The sequence below is a fragment of the Metapseudomonas boanensis genome (genome assembly GCF_042232855.1).
Lineage (GTDB): Bacteria > Pseudomonadota > Gammaproteobacteria > Pseudomonadales > Pseudomonadaceae > Metapseudomonas > Metapseudomonas boanensis.
Window position 1 is genome coordinate 232179 of the sequence record NZ_CP113889.1, and the last position, 20158, is coordinate 252336.

The 20158-nt window shown below is 64.5% G+C and carries 20 protein-coding genes; 6 read left to right on the top strand and 14 right to left on the bottom strand.

Translation table 11 applies throughout. From position 1 onward, the window contains the following. Nucleotides 1–52 precede the first annotated feature (52 nt). Complete coding sequence (locus OXH74_RS01095) at nucleotides 53–841, bottom strand: IclR family transcriptional regulator (protein WP_375739722.1); 789 nt, start codon at nucleotides 839–841, stop codon at nucleotides 53–55. 103 nt (nucleotides 842–944) lie between these two features. Here OXH74_RS01095 and hmgA point away from each other — a divergent pair, with 103 nt between their 5' ends. Then, nucleotides 945–2249, top strand: a complete 1305-nt coding sequence (gene hmgA, locus OXH74_RS01100; RefSeq protein ID WP_375739723.1) for a homogentisate 1,2-dioxygenase — start codon at nucleotides 945–947, stop codon at nucleotides 2247–2249. Between the two features lie 4 nt (nucleotides 2250–2253). After that, entirely contained in the window at nucleotides 2254–3558 is a 1305-nt protein-coding gene (gene fahA, locus OXH74_RS01105; protein WP_375739724.1) for a fumarylacetoacetase, read from the top strand. A 167-nt stretch (nucleotides 3559–3725) separates the two neighbouring features. Here fahA and OXH74_RS01110 read toward each other — a convergent pair whose 3' ends face one another. From OXH74_RS01110 to OXH74_RS01130, 5 genes are all read right to left on the bottom strand, one after another. Then, the gene (locus OXH74_RS01110; protein ID WP_375739725.1) at nucleotides 3726–4673 is read right to left on the bottom strand and encodes a transporter; all 948 of its coding nucleotides are present in this window, start codon (nucleotides 4671–4673) and stop codon (nucleotides 3726–3728) included. 33 nt (nucleotides 4674–4706) lie between these two features. Further along, on the bottom strand, nucleotides 4707–5249 hold the full coding sequence (locus tag OXH74_RS01115) for a flavin reductase family protein (protein ID WP_375739726.1): 543 nt from the start codon (nucleotides 5247–5249) through the stop codon (nucleotides 4707–4709). Between the two features lie 17 nt (nucleotides 5250–5266). After that, complete coding sequence (locus OXH74_RS01120; RefSeq protein ID WP_215373882.1) at nucleotides 5267–6505, bottom strand: styrene monooxygenase/indole monooxygenase family protein; 1239 nt, start codon at nucleotides 6503–6505, stop codon at nucleotides 5267–5269. An 88-nt stretch (nucleotides 6506–6593) separates the two neighbouring features. Continuing rightward, on the bottom strand, nucleotides 6594–7379 hold the full coding sequence (locus OXH74_RS01125) for an SDR family oxidoreductase (protein WP_375739727.1): 786 nt from the start codon (nucleotides 7377–7379) through the stop codon (nucleotides 6594–6596). A 10-nt stretch (nucleotides 7380–7389) separates the two neighbouring features. Further along, a complete protein-coding gene (locus OXH74_RS01130) occupies nucleotides 7390–8637 on the bottom strand; it encodes a dienelactone hydrolase family protein (RefSeq protein WP_375739728.1) in 1248 nt (415 codons plus the stop codon). Nucleotides 8638–9052: 415 nt separating this feature from the next. Here OXH74_RS01130 and OXH74_RS01135 point away from each other — a divergent pair, with 415 nt between their 5' ends. Together OXH74_RS01135 and OXH74_RS01140 are read left to right on the top strand one after the other, a co-directional pair. Beyond that, entirely contained in the window at nucleotides 9053–10081 is a 1029-nt protein-coding gene (locus OXH74_RS01135; protein WP_375739729.1) for an AraC family transcriptional regulator, read from the top strand. 291 nt (nucleotides 10082–10372) lie between these two features. Next, on the top strand, nucleotides 10373–11515 hold the full coding sequence (locus OXH74_RS01140) for an HPP family protein (RefSeq protein ID WP_375739730.1): 1143 nt from the start codon (nucleotides 10373–10375) through the stop codon (nucleotides 11513–11515). Here the strand turns inward: OXH74_RS01140 and OXH74_RS01145 are convergent. From OXH74_RS01145 to OXH74_RS01170, 6 genes are all read right to left on the bottom strand, one after another. Beyond that, entirely contained in the window at nucleotides 11512–12372 is an 861-nt protein-coding gene (locus OXH74_RS01145) for a LysR family transcriptional regulator (RefSeq protein ID WP_375739731.1), read from the bottom strand. The two genes, OXH74_RS01140 and OXH74_RS01145, sit on opposite strands and share 4 nt — an antisense overlap. 338 nt (nucleotides 12373–12710) lie before the next feature. Further along, on the bottom strand, nucleotides 12711–13154 hold the full coding sequence (locus OXH74_RS01150; protein WP_375739732.1) for a YybH family protein: 444 nt from the start codon (nucleotides 13152–13154) through the stop codon (nucleotides 12711–12713). A 118-nt stretch (nucleotides 13155–13272) separates the two neighbouring features. Next, nucleotides 13273–14520: an RNA polymerase sigma factor gene (locus tag OXH74_RS01155; RefSeq protein ID WP_375739733.1), complete on the bottom strand. Its 1248-nt coding sequence runs from the start codon at nucleotides 14518–14520 to the stop codon at nucleotides 13273–13275. 31 nt (nucleotides 14521–14551) lie between these two features. Beyond that, nucleotides 14552–14938, bottom strand: coding sequence for a YciI family protein (locus OXH74_RS01160; protein WP_375739734.1), 387 nt, complete (start codon nucleotides 14936–14938; stop codon nucleotides 14552–14554). 266 nt (nucleotides 14939–15204) lie between these two features. Further along, a complete protein-coding gene (locus tag OXH74_RS01165; protein ID WP_375739735.1) occupies nucleotides 15205–15732 on the bottom strand; it encodes an SRPBCC family protein in 528 nt (175 codons plus the stop codon). Nucleotides 15733–15795: 63 nt separating this feature from the next. Further along, on the bottom strand, nucleotides 15796–16686 hold the full coding sequence (locus OXH74_RS01170) for a LysR family transcriptional regulator (RefSeq protein ID WP_375739736.1): 891 nt from the start codon (nucleotides 16684–16686) through the stop codon (nucleotides 15796–15798). Between the two features lie 104 nt (nucleotides 16687–16790). Here OXH74_RS01170 and OXH74_RS01175 point away from each other — a divergent pair, with 104 nt between their 5' ends. Continuing rightward, nucleotides 16791–17513, top strand: coding sequence for a CTP synthase (locus tag OXH74_RS01175; protein ID WP_375739737.1), 723 nt, complete (start codon nucleotides 16791–16793; stop codon nucleotides 17511–17513). Then, nucleotides 17510–17854 (top strand): antibiotic biosynthesis monooxygenase family protein, encoded by a 345-nt coding sequence (locus OXH74_RS01180; protein WP_375739738.1) that lies wholly within the window; start codon nucleotides 17510–17512, stop codon nucleotides 17852–17854. The genes OXH74_RS01175 and OXH74_RS01180 overlap by 4 nt, the downstream gene beginning before the upstream one ends. A 35-nt stretch (nucleotides 17855–17889) precedes the next feature. On the opposite strand, the gene OXH74_RS01185 is transcribed toward OXH74_RS01180, so the two are convergent. Further along, nucleotides 17890–19020 (bottom strand): TIGR03364 family FAD-dependent oxidoreductase, encoded by a 1131-nt coding sequence (locus tag OXH74_RS01185; protein ID WP_375739739.1) that lies wholly within the window; start codon nucleotides 19018–19020, stop codon nucleotides 17890–17892. 97 nt (nucleotides 19021–19117) lie between these two features. Beyond that, nucleotides 19118–20137, bottom strand: coding sequence for a putative 2-aminoethylphosphonate ABC transporter substrate-binding protein (locus tag OXH74_RS01190; protein ID WP_375739740.1), 1020 nt, complete (start codon nucleotides 20135–20137; stop codon nucleotides 19118–19120). Nucleotides 20138–20158 lie beyond the last annotated feature (21 nt).

Sequence of the window (20158 nt, forward strand, 5' to 3'; positions counted from 1 at the left end):
CTAAAAAGAACCCGGCTGATGCCGGGTTTCTTTTTTTGGGGTGGGGACCTCGTCAATCCGGCATCTTGCCGCCCATGCGCTCGCTGATAGCCAGGGCGGTCTGGTGCAGTCGCTCGGCCGCAGAACCCTGGGTGTCCGCGCGAAAGGCGCTGGCCGCGCCCACTACGGTAATCACCCCTGCCAGCTTGTGGCCGGTCGCGAACAGCGGCGCCGACACGGCATTCACCCCCGGCATCAACAAGCCCTGTACGGGGTGCAGCCCGGTCGCACGAATCTTAGCCATCTGCTCCTGCAACTCGGCAGCGCTCGGTGCCAGGCCTGCAGCCAGCTCTTCATCACGCAGGGGCGCGGTTTCCGCTTCAGGCAGGAAAGTGTTGAATACCAGGCCGGTGGATGAGCCCAGCAGCGGCAATACCGAACCCACCTGGGTCACCAGCGTGACTGCGCGCAGCGCCTGTTCCACATGCACCACGGTCGGCCCCTTGTTACCCCAGACGGCGAGGAAGCAGGTCTCGTTCAGTGCATCGCGCAATTCCACCAGGTGCGGCATGGACACCTTCACCACATCCAGCCGACCGATGGCGGCCAGGCCCACCAGCAGTGCCTCGCGGCCGAGGCCATAGTGATTGGTAGTGGCGTCCTGTTCTGCGAAGCCACTGGCGATCAGCGCCTGCAAGTAGCGGTGTACCTTGCTCGCCGGCATGCCGACGTGCTCGGCCAGCTTCGACAGGGAAGTGGCCGGCGCCAGTTCGGCGAGCCCCTTGAGGATGTCGGTGCCGACTTCCGCAGCCTGCACCTTCTGCCGCCGTGGGGCGCTCGCGCTGTCGTTTTCGCTCGTCATGACCTGGCCTTGGTTGGAGATGAAGGGCGCTGTTATAGCTTGACCCTTTGGGGCTTTCAAATTACGTTATGCGTAATTAAATTACAAAAACAGAGAGGTCACCATGGTCTCCCCCCAAACGCCCGCACCGCTCATCTATCTTTCCGGCTTCAATAACGGGTTCAGCAGCGAAGCGCTGCCCGGCGCCCTGCCCGTCGGTCAGAACTCGCCGCAACAGGTCCCCTATGGCCTGTACACAGAGCTGCTCTCCGGTACCGCCTTCACCGTGCCCCGCAGCGAGGCACGCCGCACCTGGCTGTATCGCATCAAGCCCTCGGCCAACCACCCGAAATATGAGCGCCTGGAGCGCCAGATCGCTGGCAACCGCCTGGGCCCGATCACGCCCAACCGCCTGCGCTGGAACCCGCAGGATATTCCCGCCGAGCGCACTGACTTCATTGACGGCCTACTCACCATCGCCGCCACCAGCGATGCCGAGCAGGCCTCGGGCGTCAGCGTGCACCTGTATCGCGCCAACGTCTCGATGCAGCGGGTGTTCTTCAACGCCGATGGCGAATGGCTGATCGTCCCCGAGCAGGGGCGCCTGCGCCTGGTCACCGAGCTCGGCATCCTCGATGTCGAACCGCTGGAAATAGCAGTGATCCCGCGCGGCATGAAGTTCCGCGTCGAGCTGCTGGACTCCAGCGCCCGCGGCTACATCTGCGAGAACCACGGCTGCGCGTTGCGCCTGCCCGATCTCGGCCCGATCGGCAGCAACGGACTGGCCAACCCGCGCGACTTCCTCGCTCCGGTGGCCCACTACGAAGACGTCAATGCGCCGGTTGAACTCGTGCAGAAGTTCCTCGGCGAGCTCTGGGCCACCACGCTTGACCACTCGCCGCTGGACGTGGTCGCCTGGCACGGCAATAACGTGCCGTACAAATACGACCTGCGCCGCTTCAACACCATCGGCACTGTCAGCTACGACCATCCGGACCCGTCGATCTTCACGGTGCTGACCTCGCCCAGCGGTACGCCGGGCCAGGCCAACGTGGACTTCGTGATCTTCCCGCCGCGCTGGATGGTGGCCGAGAACACCTTCCGTCCACCGTGGTTCCACCGCAACCTGATGAACGAGTTCATGGGCCTGATCCAGGGCGCCTATGATGCCAAGGCCGAGGGCTTCGCCCCGGGCGGCGCTTCGCTGCACAACTGCATGAGCGCCCACGGGCCGGACAACGCCACCACCACGCAGGCCATCGCGGTGGAACTCAAGCCGCACAAGATCGACAACACCATGGCCTTCATGTTCGAGACCTGCAGCGTCCTGCGGCCGAGCCAATACGCGCTCGAATGCCCGCAACTGCAAGCCGACTACGATGCCTGCTGGGCAGGCATGGCCAAAACCTTCGACAAAGGTAGGAACTGAACCCATGACTCAAGCAGATAATCGCCGTAGCTGGATCACCTCCGCCAACGGCCACCCCGACTTTCCCCTGCAGAACCTGCCGCTGGGCATCTTCAGCCCGCATGGCGCCTCGCCCCGTGGCGGCGTGGCCATAGGTGATGCGATCTTCGACCTGAAGGTCGCCTGCGATGCCGGCCTGTTCAGCGGTGAAGCCGCCGACGCGGCACAATCGGCCTGTGGCGACAGCCTCAACGCCTTCTTCGCCCTCGGCACCTCCGCCCGCCGCGCCCTGCGCGCGCAACTGCAGGAGCTGCTGGCCGAAGGTAGCCCCGCCCAGGAGCGCCTCGAGGCCATGGGCCAGGCCCTGCTGCCGTCCATGGCGACCTGCCAGCTGCACCTCCCGGCGCATGTCGGCGACTACACCGACTTCTACGTGGGCATCCACCACGCCAACAACGTCGGTCGGCTGTTCCGCCCGGATAACCCGCTGCTGCCGAACTACAAGTACGTACCGATCGGTTACCACGGTCGCGCCTCCACCGTCTGTGTTTCCGGCACGCCGGTACGCCGCCCCATCGGCCAGACAATGCCACCGGGCCAGACCGAGCCGAACTTTGGCCCGAGCAAACGCCTGGACTACGAACTGGAACTGGGCATCTGGATCGGCCAGGGCAACGCGATGGGCGACTCCATCGCCATCGGCGAGGCCCAGGATCACATTGCCGGATACTGCCTGCTCAACGACTGGTCCGCGCGCGACGTGCAGGCTTGGGAATACCAGCCGCTGGGCCCGTTCCTGGCGAAGAACTTCGGCACCAGCGTATCGCCCTGGGTAGTGACCGCCGAAGCCCTGGAGCCCTTCCGCAAGGCCCAGCCGGCCCGTCCGGAAGGCGACCCGCAGCCGCTGCCCTACCTGCTGGACGATGCCGACCAGGCTACCGGCGCCTTCGACATCGAACTGGAAGTGCTGCTGCTCACCGCCGACATGCGCGAACAGGGCTTGGCGCCCCACCGTCTGGCCTTGAGCAACACGCTGAACATGTATTGGACCGTGGCCCAGATGGTCGCCCACCACAGCGTTGGCGGTTGCAAGCTGCAAGCGGGTGACCTGTTCGGTTCCGGCACCCTCTCCGGCCCGCAGCCGGATGCCTTCGGCAGCCTGCTGGAGAGCACCTTCGGCGGAAAAGAGGCGCTGACCCTGCCGAACGGCGAGAAACGCACCTTCCTGGAGGACGGCGACGAAGTGATCCTGCGCGCCCGCTGCCAGCGCGATGGCTATGCGTCGATCGGCTTCGGCGAGTGCCGTGGGGTGGTATTGGCGGCGCGTTGATAGTGGTCACCTTGTAGGAGCCCGCTTGCTGGCGAATGGCGTCCGCCTCTTCGCGAGCAAGCTCGCTCCTACATTCAGACACCCGTGGCCAGGGATCGGCCATCCACAAAAAAGGCCCACCGCAAGCGGCAGGCCAAGGGACAACCCTGAGAGGTGGTCCTTGCGAATCAGAAGTGGTGCACGTACCGCACCTGCACCCGCGAGCCTTCCGGTCGGTTCTCCACGTCCTGCTCGAAATACGCATTCACGAACAGATGGTCTTCCTGGGAGAAGCTGTACATCGCTCCTGGTCCGATGGCCCAGACTTTTTCCCGCCGCCCGGACACTTCGTGGCCGTCGATCTTCGTGTCGGTGAACTGATTCAACCAGTAGCCGTTCAGGCCCAGGCGCAGCTGCGGCGTCACCGCGTACTCGGTGGCCAGGTTGGCATGCACCGCCTGCCCGGCCTGGATGTCATCGGCACTGCCGTAGCTGTAGTTCGGGTCGTCGTTCTTGCCGTTGTACAGGTAGTGCGCGCGGATCGATGCGGTCCACTTCGGCGTGAACCAGTAGGTCGCCGCCCAATACGGGTTGAACGACCAGGCATTGGCGCCGGGGTTGATGGCGTGGTCATCATCGTACTTGCCGGTCGGCAGGTTCACCTGCAGTTCGATGCGGTGAACGAAGCGTGGCCCGTCCTCACCCATGATCGGGTCGAACTGGATGAAAGGGCCGATCAGCAGGTCCCCTACCCCGCTCTGAGCCTTGAGCACTGCGTTGTCCAGGCCGTCATCGACATCCATGCTGGTGACCACCGGCAACACAGCATTCAGGCCGAGGCTGGCGTTGCCCAGACGCAGGTTGGAGAGGTAGCTGAGCTGGGTCACGGCCACCTGGTAATCCAGCTCCTGGTTGGGTAACGGCAGGTCCTTGCCGTGCTGGTCGCGCAGGTGGTCGGCGCGATAGTCCTGGAAGTACTGCTGGATGTACCAGCCAGGTCCCGCCGGCAAGCCGCCGTCGAGGAAGGTGGTAAGCCCCAGGTTGACCACTGGCAGGTCATAGGCCTGGGCGGCCTGCCCTCCAAGCAGGCCGGTTCCGATCAAACACAGCTGCAACGTTCTTATCGTTCTTGTCATGGTGAGTTCCCTTACGCAAGGCGGGAGGCAGCGTTACTGGCCAAGGGCCGGGTGCGCCGCGGCAACCCGGTACTGGCCGGCATGGAAGACCAGCGGTTCTCCGCCGCTGTGTCGGTATTGCTCGATCTGGCCGAGGAAGATCAGGTGGTCGCCACCTTCGTACTGCGTGAGGTTGCGGCACACCAGGGTGGCGATCACGCCATCCAGGATTGGCACGCCGCCGGCCCCCGTCTGGTAGGCGATGCCGGCGAACTTGTCTGCCGAGCCCCGGGCGAAATGCCCGGAGAGGCCGTGCTGGTCGGCGCCCAGCACGTTGATCGCGAAATGGCTGGCCGAGAGGAAGTCCACAAGGCTCGGCGCACTGCGCGAGATGCTCCAGAGCACCAGCGGCGGGTCCAGGGAGACCGAGGAAAAAGAGTTGGCGGTCATGCCCACATTGCGGCCGTCGGCCCCCTGGGTGGTGATGACGGTGACGCCGGTGGCGAACTGGCCGAGCAGGTTGCGCAGCGCGCGCGGATCGCTGTCCTGGGCACTGACCAGTTCATCGAAGCGCGGGGCGGGAGTACTGGCATTCATAGGGATTCTCCGGTGCGTCAGGCGGCCTGGCGGCTCAGCTTCTGGATCAGGGCCTGGCATTGGTCGGCGTCGAACCACCAGGGGGCGAAGTTGCGCGGGTCATCGAAGCCATTGGTGATGAGCGAGGCCAGGGCACGCGACTGGCTGGCTGCGGCCAGCAGCTCAAGCAGGTGCGGTGGTGGCGGCAGGAGCATGGTGTTGGTCCAGCCCACCACGTGCTGGGCATAGTCCCAATAGCGCTCGAAGGTCTGGCGCATCCAGCCGTCGCTGAAGGCCTGGTCGCCGTGGGCGAGGATCGCGTCGAGGTAGACCTTGCTGCACTTGGCGGCATTGTTGGAGCCTTGCCCGGTGATCGGGTCGTTCACCACCAGGGCGTCGGCCATGCCGAAGACGTGGCGGCCAGACGGCAGCTCCAACACCGGTTTGCGCACCATCGGGGTGAAGCGGCCGGCAAGGAAGCCCTTGTCGTCGGTCAGTTCCAGCGACTGGCAACGCTCGGCTTCCCAAGGCAGGTAGCGGCGGACAATCTCCAGGCTCTTGTCCAGATGCTGCTCGGCGGTTTGCACGCCTTGCCAGCAGTCCATCGGGCCGCCGGGGACGCCTTCGAAAACCATGATCTCGCAGGGGCCGGTCGTGGTCAGGGCGGGGAACACGAAGTACTCGCCGACGCCCGGAATCAGGTTGAAGGCGACCCGCGAGAACGGCGACACGGGCTTCATGCCCTTCACGTAGGTCAGCGCCAGGGCGCGCTGCGGCTGCTGGAAGCGGGTGCGCTCGGTATCGCGGGGGAACAGGTTGACGATCTCGCCCTTGCCGGCGGCCAGTAGCACCAGGTCATGGCTGGCGGCGAGCTGCTCCAGCTCCGGTAGGCCGACATCCTGGATCACCAGTTCGCCGCCGCGGCGGCTGAATTCCTCCATCCACACCGGCATCTTCACCCGCTGGTCGACGGACTGGGCGTAGCGCTCCAGCCGCGCCGACCAGCTGAACAGCTGCTCGCCAGGCTTCTCCGGGTGCGGCACGGTCAGGCCGATACCTTCCACCGCCGGGCATTCGTCTTCCCAGAAGTTCAGGCCCAGGTCGCGCTCGGTCTGCAGGGCGGTATTGAACATGCACTGGCTGGACATGACCTTGCCGTTGCGGATTTCCTCACCCGTGCGGTTAGTGGTGAGGGTCACGTGGTAGCCCTTGGCGAGCAGACCAAGGGCCAGTTGCAGGCCGGCTTGGCCGGCTCCGACGATGGCGATTCGACGCATTCTTGTTCTCCTGACAGGCGACGGTTGGGACTGTGGCGCAAGGCGGGCGCCGAACAGGCTTTGCAAAAGTCTTTTCATGGGTGGCCGCTCACTCGGCCAGACGCGGGATGGCAGGCAGGTTCTGTTCCGGGCCCATCACCGAGTAGCCGCCATCGACGGCGTAATCCGCGCCGGTGACGAAGCTGGCGGCCGGCGAGCAGAGGAAGGCCACCACGTTGGCCACCTCGGCCGGGTCGCCGAGGCGCCCCAACAAGTGGTAGGACGCTGCCACGGCATCAGCCTTGGCACGGTCGCCGCTGGCGACTTCGCTGATCACCCGCGACCAGGTCCAGCCCGGCGACACCGAGTTGACCCGGATACCATCGGCGGCCAGGTCCATGGCCATGCTGCGGGTCAGCTGCAGCATCGCCGCCTTGGACACCGGGTAGAGCCAGCGGCCGGTCTGCGCGCACTTGGCCGAGATGGAGGTGAAGTTGACGATGCAGCCACCGCGCGCCTTGAGGTCGGCATGCACGGCCTGGGTCAGCACCACAGCCGACACCAGGTTCACATCCAGCGCCTGCAGCCAGTCCTGGCGGCCGGAAGCAAAGCCTTCGTCGCCATAAGTGCAGGCCAGGTTGATCAGCGTGTCGATGCCACCGAAGCAGGCCCGAACCTCCTCCACGGCATCGGCTACGCGGGCGTCATCAGTGATGTCGACGGGGAAGAACACCGCTCTTTCGCCCAGTTCGGCGACAGCTTGCTGGCCGCCCTCGCGGTCGATGTCGAACAGGGCAACGCGATAGCCGGCATCGATCAGGGCACGGGCGACGGCGCAGCCGATCAGCGTGGCGCCACCGCTGACGATGGCCGCCTTATCAGGATTGCGGGACATGGGCGGCTCCTCAGCAGGACTTGTCGGCGCTGGAGGCCCAGCTCGGCATCAGGGTGTTGGACGGCAGGCTCTCGTCGAGCAGCTTCTGTGCGGTCTCGCGCCCGGCGACGGGTAAGCCGGTGGGGTCGAGCAGGCCGATCTGCACCAGCACGCTGGCCTGATCCCAGTAGATGTGTTCGTGGTAGAGCTTGGGTCCGCGGAACTTCACTACCCCGAGCATGGGGATCTCGACGCGCTTGCCGGTGGGGGCGACGCCCGGCAGCATCCAGTCGATCTCGCTGTCGTGGGTGAAGGTCATGATGAATTCGTCGACGATCTGCGAGGCGCCAACCGTGCGCGAGATGGGCGTCAACGCCATGTCCTTCGGGTTGTTGTGGACGAAATGATGCTGGTAGAAACGGCTCAGCTCGCGGTAGCCCACCCCGCCGGTCATCGTCGGGATGTGATTGACGTAGGGATCGGCGACCATAGTGGCCATCGTGGCGGGCACGTCGCGGGTGTCGAACTCGTGGCGGACATGCTCTTCCCAGAGGTCGGAGAGGTTGTAGTCCGGGCCGAGGGTACGGCGCAATGCGGCGATGCTGCGTTCGTGGGCCAGCAAAGCGGCGGGCTTGTTGTAGTGGTCGCCTTGCGGACGGGCGAAGGCATGGTCGACGCCCGGATAGACGTACAGCTCGACGCCCGGCAGACGCCCCAGTCCTTCGACGATCGCAGCACGGGCCTCGACCGGGCAGTAGGCGTCCAGTTCGGCCAGGTGCAGCACCAGTCGACGGCCCTGCAGCCCTTCGGCTTCCTGCAGCGCGTGTTCGATGCCGACGCCGTAGTAACCCACCGCGCAGGCCAATTCCGGCAGGCGGCAGCCTGCCAGGTAGGCTAGCTTGCCGCCCAGGCAGTAACCGACCACGCCCAGTTCGCCGGCGCTGCATTCGTCCAAGGCCTTCAGGGCCTGGAGACTGCTGCGGATATCGTCGACGCCTAGCGCTTCATTGAAGCCTTGATAGAGGGCGAAAGCGCGGCCGAAGTCGGCCTCGGTGTAGCCCAGATCGACGCCTCGCTCCTGTCGCCAGTAGAGGTCCGGCACCAGCACGGTGTAGCCCTCTTCGGCCAGCAGGTCGGCGACATCGCGCATCGCCTGGTTGACGCCGAAGATTTCCTGGCACAGGACGATGCCCGGCCCACGGCCGTCCACCGAGGTCGCCAGGTAGGCCTGGAATTGTTCACCGGACGCTGCCGGAACGCTGACATAACGGCCTTTCATGAGATGCCTCCAACGGTTGGGGGAACGTTGGAGGCGATCTTCCGCGCACGGTGCCGGGCTCACTATCCGCTTGCTGCAAACAGCGTCCGCTACATGCAGGAAATTTCGGCAGGTGTTTTTTTAAGGCCGGTGCCGTCCTGTAGGAGCCAGCTTGCTGGCGAATCGTGCGCACGGCCCTTCGCGAGCAAGCTCGCTCCTACAGCCCCCCTCCGATGGAGCGCGGGCATGCAGAGTTGAGGTAGCCTGGCGCGGCTCTTGCTGCTTCATTCACCAGACCCCGGCGAGGGTACAAAAAGAAACAGGCAGGCGTGCGGTGTTATCCGGTAACTGCAAGGACTATCCAGATCCTGCAGTTACCCCGCTCCACAACCGCGCGCCCTGCCTTGATAACGTGCATTGCGAGTGAGGTGAACCGATGAGCCAGGAACCGACCCCGGGGGACGGCGGCAACCGTTTTCTCAGAACACCCTTGTTCACGCCGCAGAACCAACTGTTCCTGCTCAACGACCTGAACGCGATCCGCGAGGGCGTCGGCGGCGTCTTCAAGCCGCACGATCTGTCCCCGCTGCGCCCTGGCGAGCGGGTCAGCGCCCGCATGCACCATGTTTCCCGCGGACGCCTGTCGCTGAACCGTCTGGAGTACGGCACCACTGTGGATATCGATCCCGGCCGGCTCGAATCCTTCTACCTGGTGCAGGTGCCCATTCAGGGGCGCGCCCGCATCAAGTGCGGCGGCCACAGCTTCATCTCGACCCCGGAATTGGCCTCGCTGATTTCCCCTGACCTGCCGCTGTGGATGCGCTGGGAGGCCGACGCGCCGCAGCTGGCGCTGCGCATCGACCAGAGCGAGATGCGCCACCACTGCGCACAGCATCTGGGGTATGTCCCGGACAAGGCCCTGGAGTTCAGCCCTGAGCTGGACCTGCGCAGCCCCGGCGGGCGCTACTTCCTGCAGTTGCTGGAAATGCTGGTGGACGCCATCGCTCAATCGCAGCACCCTATCCACCAGCCGCTGGTGCTCAAGCAGTTCGAGTCGGTGCTGCTCAACGCGCTCATCTACGGCCAGCCGCACAACTTCCGTGAACGCATGGAAGGTGATGGCCGCCCACGGAGCATCTCGCCGCACTTCGTCCGGCGCACCGAGGAATACATGCGCGCCCATGCCCACGAGCCGTTGACGATCGAGCAACTGGCCGAATACGCCGGCGTCAGCGTGCGCACCCTGTTCGCCGGGTTTCGCGAGTTCTGCGACACCAGCCCGATGGCCTATCTGCGCAACCTGCGCCTGGAGCAGGTGCATCTGGAGCTCTCGAGCCAGCCCCAGGCGTCGGTCACCGACGTGGCGTTCAAATGGGGTTTTGCCCACCTCGGCCGCTTCGCCCAGGAATACAAACGCCGCTACGGCTGCCTGCCGTCGGAAACGCTGCGCTTTCGCGCCGAGTGACGAGGTATCGGGCGGAAATCAGGTCCGCCCACTTTAAATGCATTTTTTTTGCACTTAACCAGCAATTCTATTCATTAGCCTTCAGCAAGCAGTCTCCGTAGCATCTCCCCATCAACGCCTGATGAGCAGCGCGCAGACGCTGCCAGGGCGAGTAACCCTGCTGCAGACATTTCCATAGTCCAGGGACGGACACCCCACCCTGAGTGGGATTTAGACAGGGCCGCAAGGCCCTTTATTTTTGTTCACTGCCAACGCTTCTTCTCCATGCCAGAAACTCCATTGCGTCTTTGGTTGAAACGACTTCGCCCTGCCGCCAGCAGCGCGTCCCCACGGGAATGGCTGCGTACGGCACTCGGCGCCTGCGTGGCCGTCACCCTCGCCATCTATGCCAACAGCCTAGGCTTCGGCGGTGACCTGGCTTCACGCCTGGCCGCTCCCTTCGCCGCGTCGTCGGTGCTGCTGTTCGCGCTTCCCTCCAGCCCCTTGGCCCAGCCCTGGCCGGTAATGGTCGGCAACCTGCTGGCTGCCTGTATCGGCTTGCTGGTGGCACAGTGGGTGCAGCCGCCCTTGCTGGCCGCCAGTGTGGCGATCGTCCTCGCCATCGTCAGCCTGCACGCCTTGCGCTGCCTGCATCCACCGAGTTGCGCGGTGGCGCTGGCCGTCACCCTGGGTGGGTCACTACCAATAGAGCAAAGTCTGCTCGTACTCGGTACGGTGCTGCTGGGCTCCTTGGTACTGGTGGGCGTCGCCATGCTCTACAACAACCTCAGCGGCATGCCCTACCCGCGTGCCTTGGCCCCGCCGACTGAAAATCCGCATCACACGGCGGATCCGCTACCGGGCGAGCGCAACGGCATCGAACCGGTCGACCTCGACCAGGCACTAGAGGAGTTCGGCGGTTTCGTCGATGTCACCCGCGATGACCTGCAGCACCTGCTGCAACTGATCGAGAAGCACGCCTTGCGCCGCCGCATGGGCGACCTGAAGGCGGAGCGCTTCATGTCCCGCGACCTGCGCACTGTCCAGCCAGAAACGCCCGTGAGCGAGGCCTGGCGCGTACTCGACCAGCACCACATCAAGGCACTTCCGGTGCTGGATGCCCAGCAGAAACTGGTGGGCATCCTCACGCTCGCCGACCTGCTCGGCCACGCCCTGGGCGCTGCGCCGCGGACCTGGATGGAGCGCCTGCGCAGCCGCCGGGATATCCCCGTCTCGCGCCTGATGACGCGATCGGTGCGTTGCGCCAGGACGGATACGCCACTGGAAGACCTGGTTTCGCTGCTGTCCGATCAGGGCATGCATTGCCTGCCCGTGCTGGACGAAGGCAGCCAACTGGTCGGCATCGTCACCCAGAGCGACCTGATCGCCACGCTGTACCGGCTGTGGCTGAACGACTCCGAAAACGAGGCAGCGCCGATGAGGCTCGCCAGTTAGATCAGCTCGCCACCCAGCGACCAGTCGATGTCATCGGCCACCACCTCGCGGAGGATGCCGATGGCCTCGCGCAACGCGGGCGAATCCTTGTCGCGCGAATAGACCAGGTAGGTCGGATAGGTGAACTCGGGGGCCATCTCCACCCGCTCCAGCGCACCACTGTCCAGATGCCGTTGGGCCACGCGGGTGCGGAAGTAGCCGCTGCCGCCGCATTGCAGGATGTATTGCAGTGCCATCGGCGGCAGGTTGGTGCTCAGTGCGGCGCGCGCCTTGTCAGGCAACGCGGCATCGTGGCGCTGACGAAACTCCGGGCCCCAATCGTTGTACAGGTAAGGCTCCGGATTGATCGTCGAGCGCACATGTATGAGCTTTTCTTCCAGTAGCAATTCGACCTGCATGCCAGGCCAGTAGTCAGGCCGGTAGACCAGCGCGGCATCCAGCAAGCCAAGTCGCAGTTGCTGTTGCACGTGCCCCGCCTCCCCTACCTCGGCGCGCACCGCGTGGGACGGCATCCGTTGGCGCAGGCGGATCACCCAATTGAGGATCAGCGGGTTGCACAGGCTCACCTCTCCGCCGACGTTGAGCATGTCGCGATAGCCTTGGGGCAAGGGCAGATCGCGCCGCGCCGCCTCCCAGGTCTGCAGCAACTGATTAGCGTAGGCGACGAACACCTCGCCATCGGCGGTCAACTTCGCACCTGCGCGGTTACGGACGAAGAGCCGGCAGTCCAACTGCTGCTCCAGGTTATGCACCCGTGCGGTGATGGTGGTCTGAGTGACATGCAGGCGCTCGGCGGCGGCAATGAAACTGCCGCTGCGGACGATTTCCAGAAAGGTGCGCGCCAGGTCGATATCCATGGGCTTGCTCGCGGGATGGGCGGGAAACGCAGAATTCTAGCGGCTGGAGGGCTGGGTCGTCAGGGACGTCTTGGGCCCACCATCCCTCACCCCAGCCCTCTCCCAGAAGGAGAGGGGGCTTGCTCGTGCCAGCCCGGCAACATGCCGTGTAGGGGCGAATTCATTGGCTCTGTCTGCGTTAGCTGTTGCTAGCAATCAATGCCGGGCTGAGAGCCTCGTAGAAGCGGGGGGATGCAGCCAGTTGCAACACTTGACCAGGACATAGCCAATTCATTCGCCAAGCAGGCCACAGCCCTGCCAGAAGTACCCTCTCCCGCTAACGAGAGAGGGGTCTTCGCTTAAGGCTTTGCATCGAACAATGCCTTGCCACTTTCCATATCGAAGGGCGCGGAGAAATGCTCGTGGACGATCATCCACTGCCCGCCACGCTTGGTCAGGCATTGGGTGCCACGCATCCAACTGGATTTTTCCACGCCGTTCTCTGTTCCACCGCAACGGCAGAGGAAGTGCAGGAAGGCCACGCGGGCATCTGCCTGGATGGTCGGTTCGCTGGGCTCGAAGACACCGTCGCCGCTACACATTTCCATGCAGTTGCGCCAATGCTGGGCATAGGCCTGGATGCCTTTGAACTGTAATTGCAGGATGGCGTCATAGGCGACCACGTCCGGCGCGTAGCAGGCCACCACGCCTTCCACGTCCTTGGCGCGGGCCGCTTTCAGCCACTTATTGAACAGTTCATGCACTTCGAGTTCGGCAGTCGCCTTCTGGGTTTCGCTGTTCATTGTCGTTCTCCGTTTCCATGTGTCGGGCCTAACCGGCATCAGCCAGCAGGTTCAACCCTTGTCGTTCACGGGACATGTGGTTCGACAACGGCCAGAGCCAACCCGACGGGTGGTGAAGTCAGTCGTCCAGCTCGCGCAGGCGCCGCTCGATGAAGCGCCGCTCCGGCGCCTGGCGGATCAACGCCAGGGCACTCTGATAAGCCGCACGAGCTTCGGCCTTGCGTCCCAGGCGTCGGCACAAGTCGGCACGGGCCGCGTGGGCCAGGTGGTAGTCCTGCAGCACGCCAGCATCGAGCAAGGCATCCACTTCAGCCAGACCAACTTCGGCACCATCGCGCATGGCAACAGCCACAGCGCGGTTGAGCGCGACCACTGGCGAGGGCGTCAGCCTTAACAACACGTCATAAAGCCCGACGATCTGCTCCCAGTCGGTCCGCGCCCCATCAGGGGCCTGCGCGTGTACGGCGGCGATGGCCGCCTGCAACTGGTAGACACCGACACGCCGCGCAGCGAAGGCCTGGGCCACCAGGACCAGGCCTTCGGCGATCTGAGCACGATCCCATGCGGTCCGGTCCTGTTCGTCCAGCAGCACCAGCTCGCCATCAGCAGTGGTCCGGGCCGTGCGACGTGAATCATGCAGTAGCATCAACGCCAGCAGCCCCATCACTTCCGGATCCGGCAGCAGTTCCAGGAGCAAACGTGCCAGGCGAATCGCCTCGGCTGATAGATCAGTGCGCACCAGTGTCTCGCCGGACGAGGCCGAGTAGCCTTCGTTGAACACCAGGTAGATGACTCGCAGCACGTTATCCAGTCGTTCCGGAAGGTCGGCCAGCGAGGGCACCTGGTAAGGAATGCGCGCGTCGCGGATCTTCGCCTTGGCGCGCACGATGCGCTGGGCGATGGTGGCCGGGCTGCTGAGGAACGCGTGGGCGATTTCCTCGGTCTTCAGGTCACACACTTCACGCAAGGTCAGGGGCACCTGGGCGTCGGCGGGCAACGCCGGGTGGCAACAGGTGAAGATCAGCCGCAGGCGGTCGTCCTCCACATCCTCGCCCTCCTCGAAGGCGGTGGCCGCTTCCTCCAACTGCTCCGCCAGCAGGCGCTGGGAGGCATCGAAGCGAGCACGTCGGCGCAGGTTATCGATGGCCTTGAAGCGTCCGGCCGATACCAGCCAGGCCCGGGGGTTGGCCGGCACGCCATCGCGCGGCCACTGCTGCACCGCAGCGATGAAGGCGTCGTGCAAGGCCTCTTCGGCCAGGTCGAAGTCGCCCAGCAGGCGGATCAGGGTGGCGAGCACGCGGCGCGAGTCGCTGCGATAGACCGCCTCGACCCGCTCGCGCCAATGGCTTTGGTTTTCGTCCTGCATCAGCTGCCTTCCTGGCCTGCGGTGCCTGTGGTCAGGACGCGGCCTCGAACGTGGCGATGGTCGGCCGGGCTTCAGGCTCGCGGAGAGGCCGCACCTCAATGCAACCCAGGCGCCCTGGCGGGATCTTCGCGGCGATCTGCAGGGCTTCATTGAGGTCGCGAGCCTCGATCATGTAGAAGCCGCCGAGCTGCTCCTTGGTTTCCGCAAAGGGACCGTCGGTCACCGACATTCGCCCGCCCTGCATGCGCAAGGTGGTAGCACTCTGTACCGACTCCAGGGCGTTGGCTCCCAGGTAATGACCACTGGCCTTGAGCTGTTCGCTGTAGTCCAGGCACTCGTTGACGATGGCGTCGAACTCGGCGCCGGACAGCGCGGCCAGTTTGCGTTCGTCGATGTAGATCATGCACAGGTATTTCATGGTTCGATCCTCGGGGTGGCGTTCGGGGTACTGACACCCATTGGTCGATTGGCGGAGGCGGGAATCGACAGCGTCGATTGATTTGATTGTGAGTGCGAGTCTATTCGCAAAGGGTCGCGTAGCAGCCCCGTATTGTTAGCCATCGCAGGCCTTTGGCCTGCCTTGCGAACCCATTCGCACCCACAAGGACACGGATGCGCCGTCTGGACGGACCAAGAATAGCCCTCAATCCGGCGCAGGGCCGGCGAACAGCCGAGCGGTACAATTCATTGCTCGGCGGCGGCCTTCAGGTTGGCCAGGCCCTGATCAAACTTGCCGCCGACCATATCGTCCATGTCGAAGAACACCTGCATCAGGCGATGCATGTAGGGTGAGGGACCGTGCATGGCCCAGGTGACATGGGTGCCGCCATTCTCCGGCTTGAAGGAAAACTCGGCGATGTTATGGGCTTCGAACGGCTTCTCGAAGTCCAGTTTGATCTCGATGCGCGAATTCGGGGTGCTCTGGACGATCTGCATGCGTCCGGTCCCCACCTCGTTGACGCCTTGCCAGGAGTAGGCAGCCCCAACCCCTTCATTCGGCCCGGTGTAGCTGCGTTTGAGGGCCGGGTCGATCTTTTCCCAGGGGGACCAGGCCTTCCAGCGCTTGAAGTCGTTGATCAGTGGGAAGACCTTTTCCGGCGGGGCCTCGATGGTTGCGCTGCGCTCGATGCGAAAGCTGTCCGGACGGATAGCGGCGTAGCCCAGCACGCCGACGATGGCGACGACAATGATGGCGATGATGGCTTTGGTCATGGCGCCCTCCAGGGGCTGCTGGCTGGTTGAACGGGCACTTCGACACCACGTGCAGATTTCAGGTTAGCCGTTTCCACCCAAGGCGCTTGGCAACCGAATATGCCGTCCCAACTCCTCGAACAGGGTGATCACCGAGCGCAGGGCCCGGCAGTCCGGACGGGTCAACAGCCAAAGTGCGCTGGCGCATCCGGGCAGGTCGGCCTCCAGCACGCGCAAGCCATCGCCCTGCCTCACGAGGAACTCTGGCAGCGCCGCTACGCCGAGCCCCGCCCGCGCCAGTTGCGCGACAGAGAACATGCTGTTGCAGCGAAAGGCGGGTTGCACCTCGGGGTAGCGCTGACGACGCCAGACCACGCTGGGCTGGTTGGGCAGGAAATCGTCCGGCGCAACCCAGGTCATCTGCGCCGGGTCATCGCTGGCCTGCTGCGCCAGGTAACGCTCCGCCGCGCAGAGCACATAGGGCACCGCACCCAAGCAACGGCCCACCAGATGGCCCGGCGGCGTGGTGGTCAGCCGCAGGGCGATGTCGGCATCGCGACGGCTCAGGTTGGCGAAATCGTTGGAGGTGGTCAGTTCCAGTTCCAGCGCCGGGTAGTCGGGCATGAAGCGCGCCAGGGCCGGCAGGAGCAGACCGTGCAGCACAGAGTCGGTGCAAGTCAGGCGCAGGGTGCCGCTGACGGCCTCACGGCCGTGCTCCAGTCCCAGGCGCGCCGCGTCCAGGGCCTTTTCGGCCTGTTCCGCCTGCTGGGCCAGTAACTGCGCTGCGGTATTGGGCATGTAGCCCGCACGGCTCTTGTCGAACAGGACGGTGCCCAGTGCCTGCTCCAGCCGGCGCAACGAACGGAACACTGTCGACACGTCCACCTTCAGTATTTCAGCGGCTCGCGCCAGGGTGCCGCCGCGAACCAGGGCGAGTACCAGGGACAAGTCCGCGTAGTCGATCCGATATTGCATTTGCGCAAATATTCCTTGCTGATTCGCCAATTTTTATTGCCATTGCGCAACTATATAGTCCGTTCTCAATGGCGCAACCCGCGCCATCCAACCGAGGACTTTCGATGAAGGATTCGTACCAGTCGCGCCGCTCCTTGCGAATTGGCCTGGTTGGCGACCATGACGCCAGCATTACCGCTCACCGCGCCATTCCCCGCGCCCTTGAGCAAGCCGCCCTGGCCTCCGACGTGACGTTGGATGTGATCTGGCTGCCCACCGAGACGCTGGCTGAAGAGTCACTCGATGGATTCAACGGCCTCTGGTGCGTCCCCGGCAGTCCATACCGCGACACTGAAAACGCCTTGCGCGCCATCACCCACGCCCGCGAACAGCGCCTGCCCTTCCTCGGTACCTGCGGCGGCTTCCAGCATGCCGTGCTGGAACATGCGCGCAACGTACTCGGCTGGCAGGATGCCGATCACGCCGAAAGCTTCCCCGAGGCGACTCGTCCGGTGATTTCGCCTCTGGCCTGCGCCTTGCGGGAAACCCTGGAACTGGTGGTGCTGAAGGCCGGCACACGAGTGGCTAACGCCTACAACGCGCCCTATGCGTTCGAGGGGTATTTCTGCGGCTATGGCCTCAATCCTGAATACCGCGCCCAGCTCACCGACGGACCATTGCGCGTCGCCGCTACCGATTCCAGCGGCACGGTGCGCGCCGTGGAACTGGACGATCACCCTTTTTTCGTCGCCACCTTGTTCCAACCGGAACGCGCTGCGCTGATCGGCCGCACGCCGCCTCTGGTGTCGGCCTTCATCGATGCCTGCGCATCCCGGGTGGCAGCATGATCGCCTGCACGCCGGAGCCGCCCTACTACGCCGTGATATTCACCTCGCTGCGCAGCGACGTTGAGCAGGATTACGCCACCACCGCGGAACGCATGCTGGAACTGGCGCGCGAGCACCCGGGGTTTCTCGGTGTGGAATCGGCGCGCGGGGCCGATGGGCTGGGTATCACGGTGTCCTACTGGGCGAGCGAAGAAGCCATCGGTGCCTGGCGCGAGCAGGCGGAACACCGGGTGGCGCAACTGCGCGGGCGGAAGGAATGGTATCGGGCGTTCAGGACACGTGTGGCGCTGGTCGAGCGAGAGTATGGGATGGAGGGCCGGTCCCTCTCCCCCTCTCCCTGACGTGGAGAGGGGCTGGGGAGAGAGCGAAAGGAGCCTCACCCCAGCAACATCGCCACCGCCCGCTCCGCCAGTGCCGGCCCCACGCTCATCCCCACGCCGGTATGCATCAGCACCGCAGTCACACCCGGCGCAACCCTGAGCACAGAAAACGGCCCCGGTCCGCGCGAGCCGTAGACGCCCTGCCAACGCTCCAACACCTGCAGGCGGGTGCCCAGGGTGTGCTCGGCCAGGTCGAGCATGATGTCATCCACTGCCTCGGCGTTGAATGGCGAGGCGTCGCTACCGTAGTCGTGGGAATCGCCGATGATCAGCTCGCCATGGGGTGTAGGACTGACCAGCAGGTGGATGCCGTGCTCCTCCAACTCGGGCTGCTGGTTCTGGATCTGCTCGCGGATCGCCTCCGCTTCCGGAAGGTCGGCGAAAGCACCGTAATGCACACAGCTGAGGCCAGTGAGCACGGCATGGGCCAGGCCGAAATCCTGTTCGGGGCGCACACGCAGCATTTGCAGGCGACAAACCTGCGGCTGCAATGGCGCGATCTGCTCGGCCAGCAGGGTCTGGTAGTCATGGCCGGAGCACACCAGGATCTGTTCGGCACGGCAGCTGCCGACGGTGGTATGGAGACGTCCCGGCTCGACGTCGCGCACCAGGGTCGAGAAGTGAAACTCGACGCCGTGTTCGTTTTGCAAGTACTCCACCAGTGCCGGGATGGCCTCACGGGAATAGAGCTGCTGGTCGTCCAGCCCATGCAGCACAGCGCGGTGATGACTGAACTGGCCGCGGTAGAGATCAAGCAGACGTGAACCGCGCAGCAACTCCACGCGATAGCCGTACTCTGGGGCGCGAACCTCGTAGAAGGCTTCCAGCAATTCTTCTTCCGCCCGGGTTCGGGCGAACAGCAGCGAGCCGTTACGGCGCAGGTGGAAACCGGCTCCTTGCGCCCAGCGCGCCCAGATTTCGCGGCTGTCGCGCGCCATGGCGAGCATCGGCCCCGGCGGCTGGCCGGTGACCAGGGCCTGGCCGAAGTTGCGTACCGAGGCGCCCAAAGGTGTGGCGCTGCGCTCGAACACGCTGACGCGCAGACCTCGGCGGGCGACGGCGTAGGCATGGGACAGGCCGAGGATGCCGGCGCCGACGATGGCGAAGTCGGTGTCTTGCAGGGACATGGCTACTCCTTGGAATCGGGTGAGGCCCAGCCCCTCTCACCCCAACCCCTCTCCCGAAAGGAGAGGGGCCAGCCGAGCAAGGGGCCAGGTCTGTTCATTACTGCGGCAGCTTCTCGGACTTGCCGTCGTAGCGCTTGCGCCATTCGGCGAGGATCTGGTCGCGGTTCTGCGAGGCCCAGGCGAAGTCGTTCTTGATCAGGCGCTGTTCGTAGTCGGCCGGCAGTTCGGTCTGCGGCTTGGCGATGCCAGGGGCAGCGAGGACAGCGAAGTTTTCCTTGTACAACTCCATGGCGGCAGGGCTGGAGGAGAAGTCAGCGAGCTTCTTCGCCGCTTTCAACTGATCAGTACCCTTGACGATGCCGGTGGCTTCGATTTCCCAGCCCAGGCCTTCCTTCGGCAGCACGATATCCAACGGGGCACCCTGGCGCTTCAGCTGTACAGCCGGGTATTCGAAGGAGATGCCGATGGGGAACTCCCCCGCTGCGGCCAGCTTGCAGGTCTTGGATCCGGAATGAACGTACTGGCCGATGTTCTGGTGCAGACCATCCATATAGGTCCAGCCCTGCTTCTCGCCGAAGGTCTGCAGCCAGGCGCTGACGTCGAGGAAGCCGGTGCCAGAGGAGGCGGGGTTGGGCATGACGATCTTGCCCTTGTATTCAGGCTTGGTCAGGTCCTGCCAGCTGATGGGCTTTTCCAGGCCCAGCTTCTCGGCTTCGACGGTGTTGAAACAGATGGTGGCGGCCCACACGTCCATACCGACCCAGGCTGGTGGGTTGGCGGCGTCGCGGTAATTGGCGCCGATGCCGCCCAGGTGTTTGGGTGCGTATTTCTCCAGCATGCCCTGCGCATCGAGGATGGCCAGGCTGGAAGCGGCCAGGCCCCACACCGCGTCAGCCTGCGGACGACCCTTCTCGGCCAGCAGCTTGGCGGTGATGATGCCGGTGGAATCACGCACCCATTTGATCTCGATATCCGGGTTCTGCGCTTCGAAGGCCTTCTTGTAGGCGGACAGCTGCTCGGCTTCCAGGGCGGTGTAGACGGTCAGCTCGGTAGCGGCCTGGACCTGGAAGCTGAAGCCGGCTGCAACGGCAGCGGCGAGGGCGAGGCGTTTGAACATGGTGAAGCTCCTTGTCGGGAT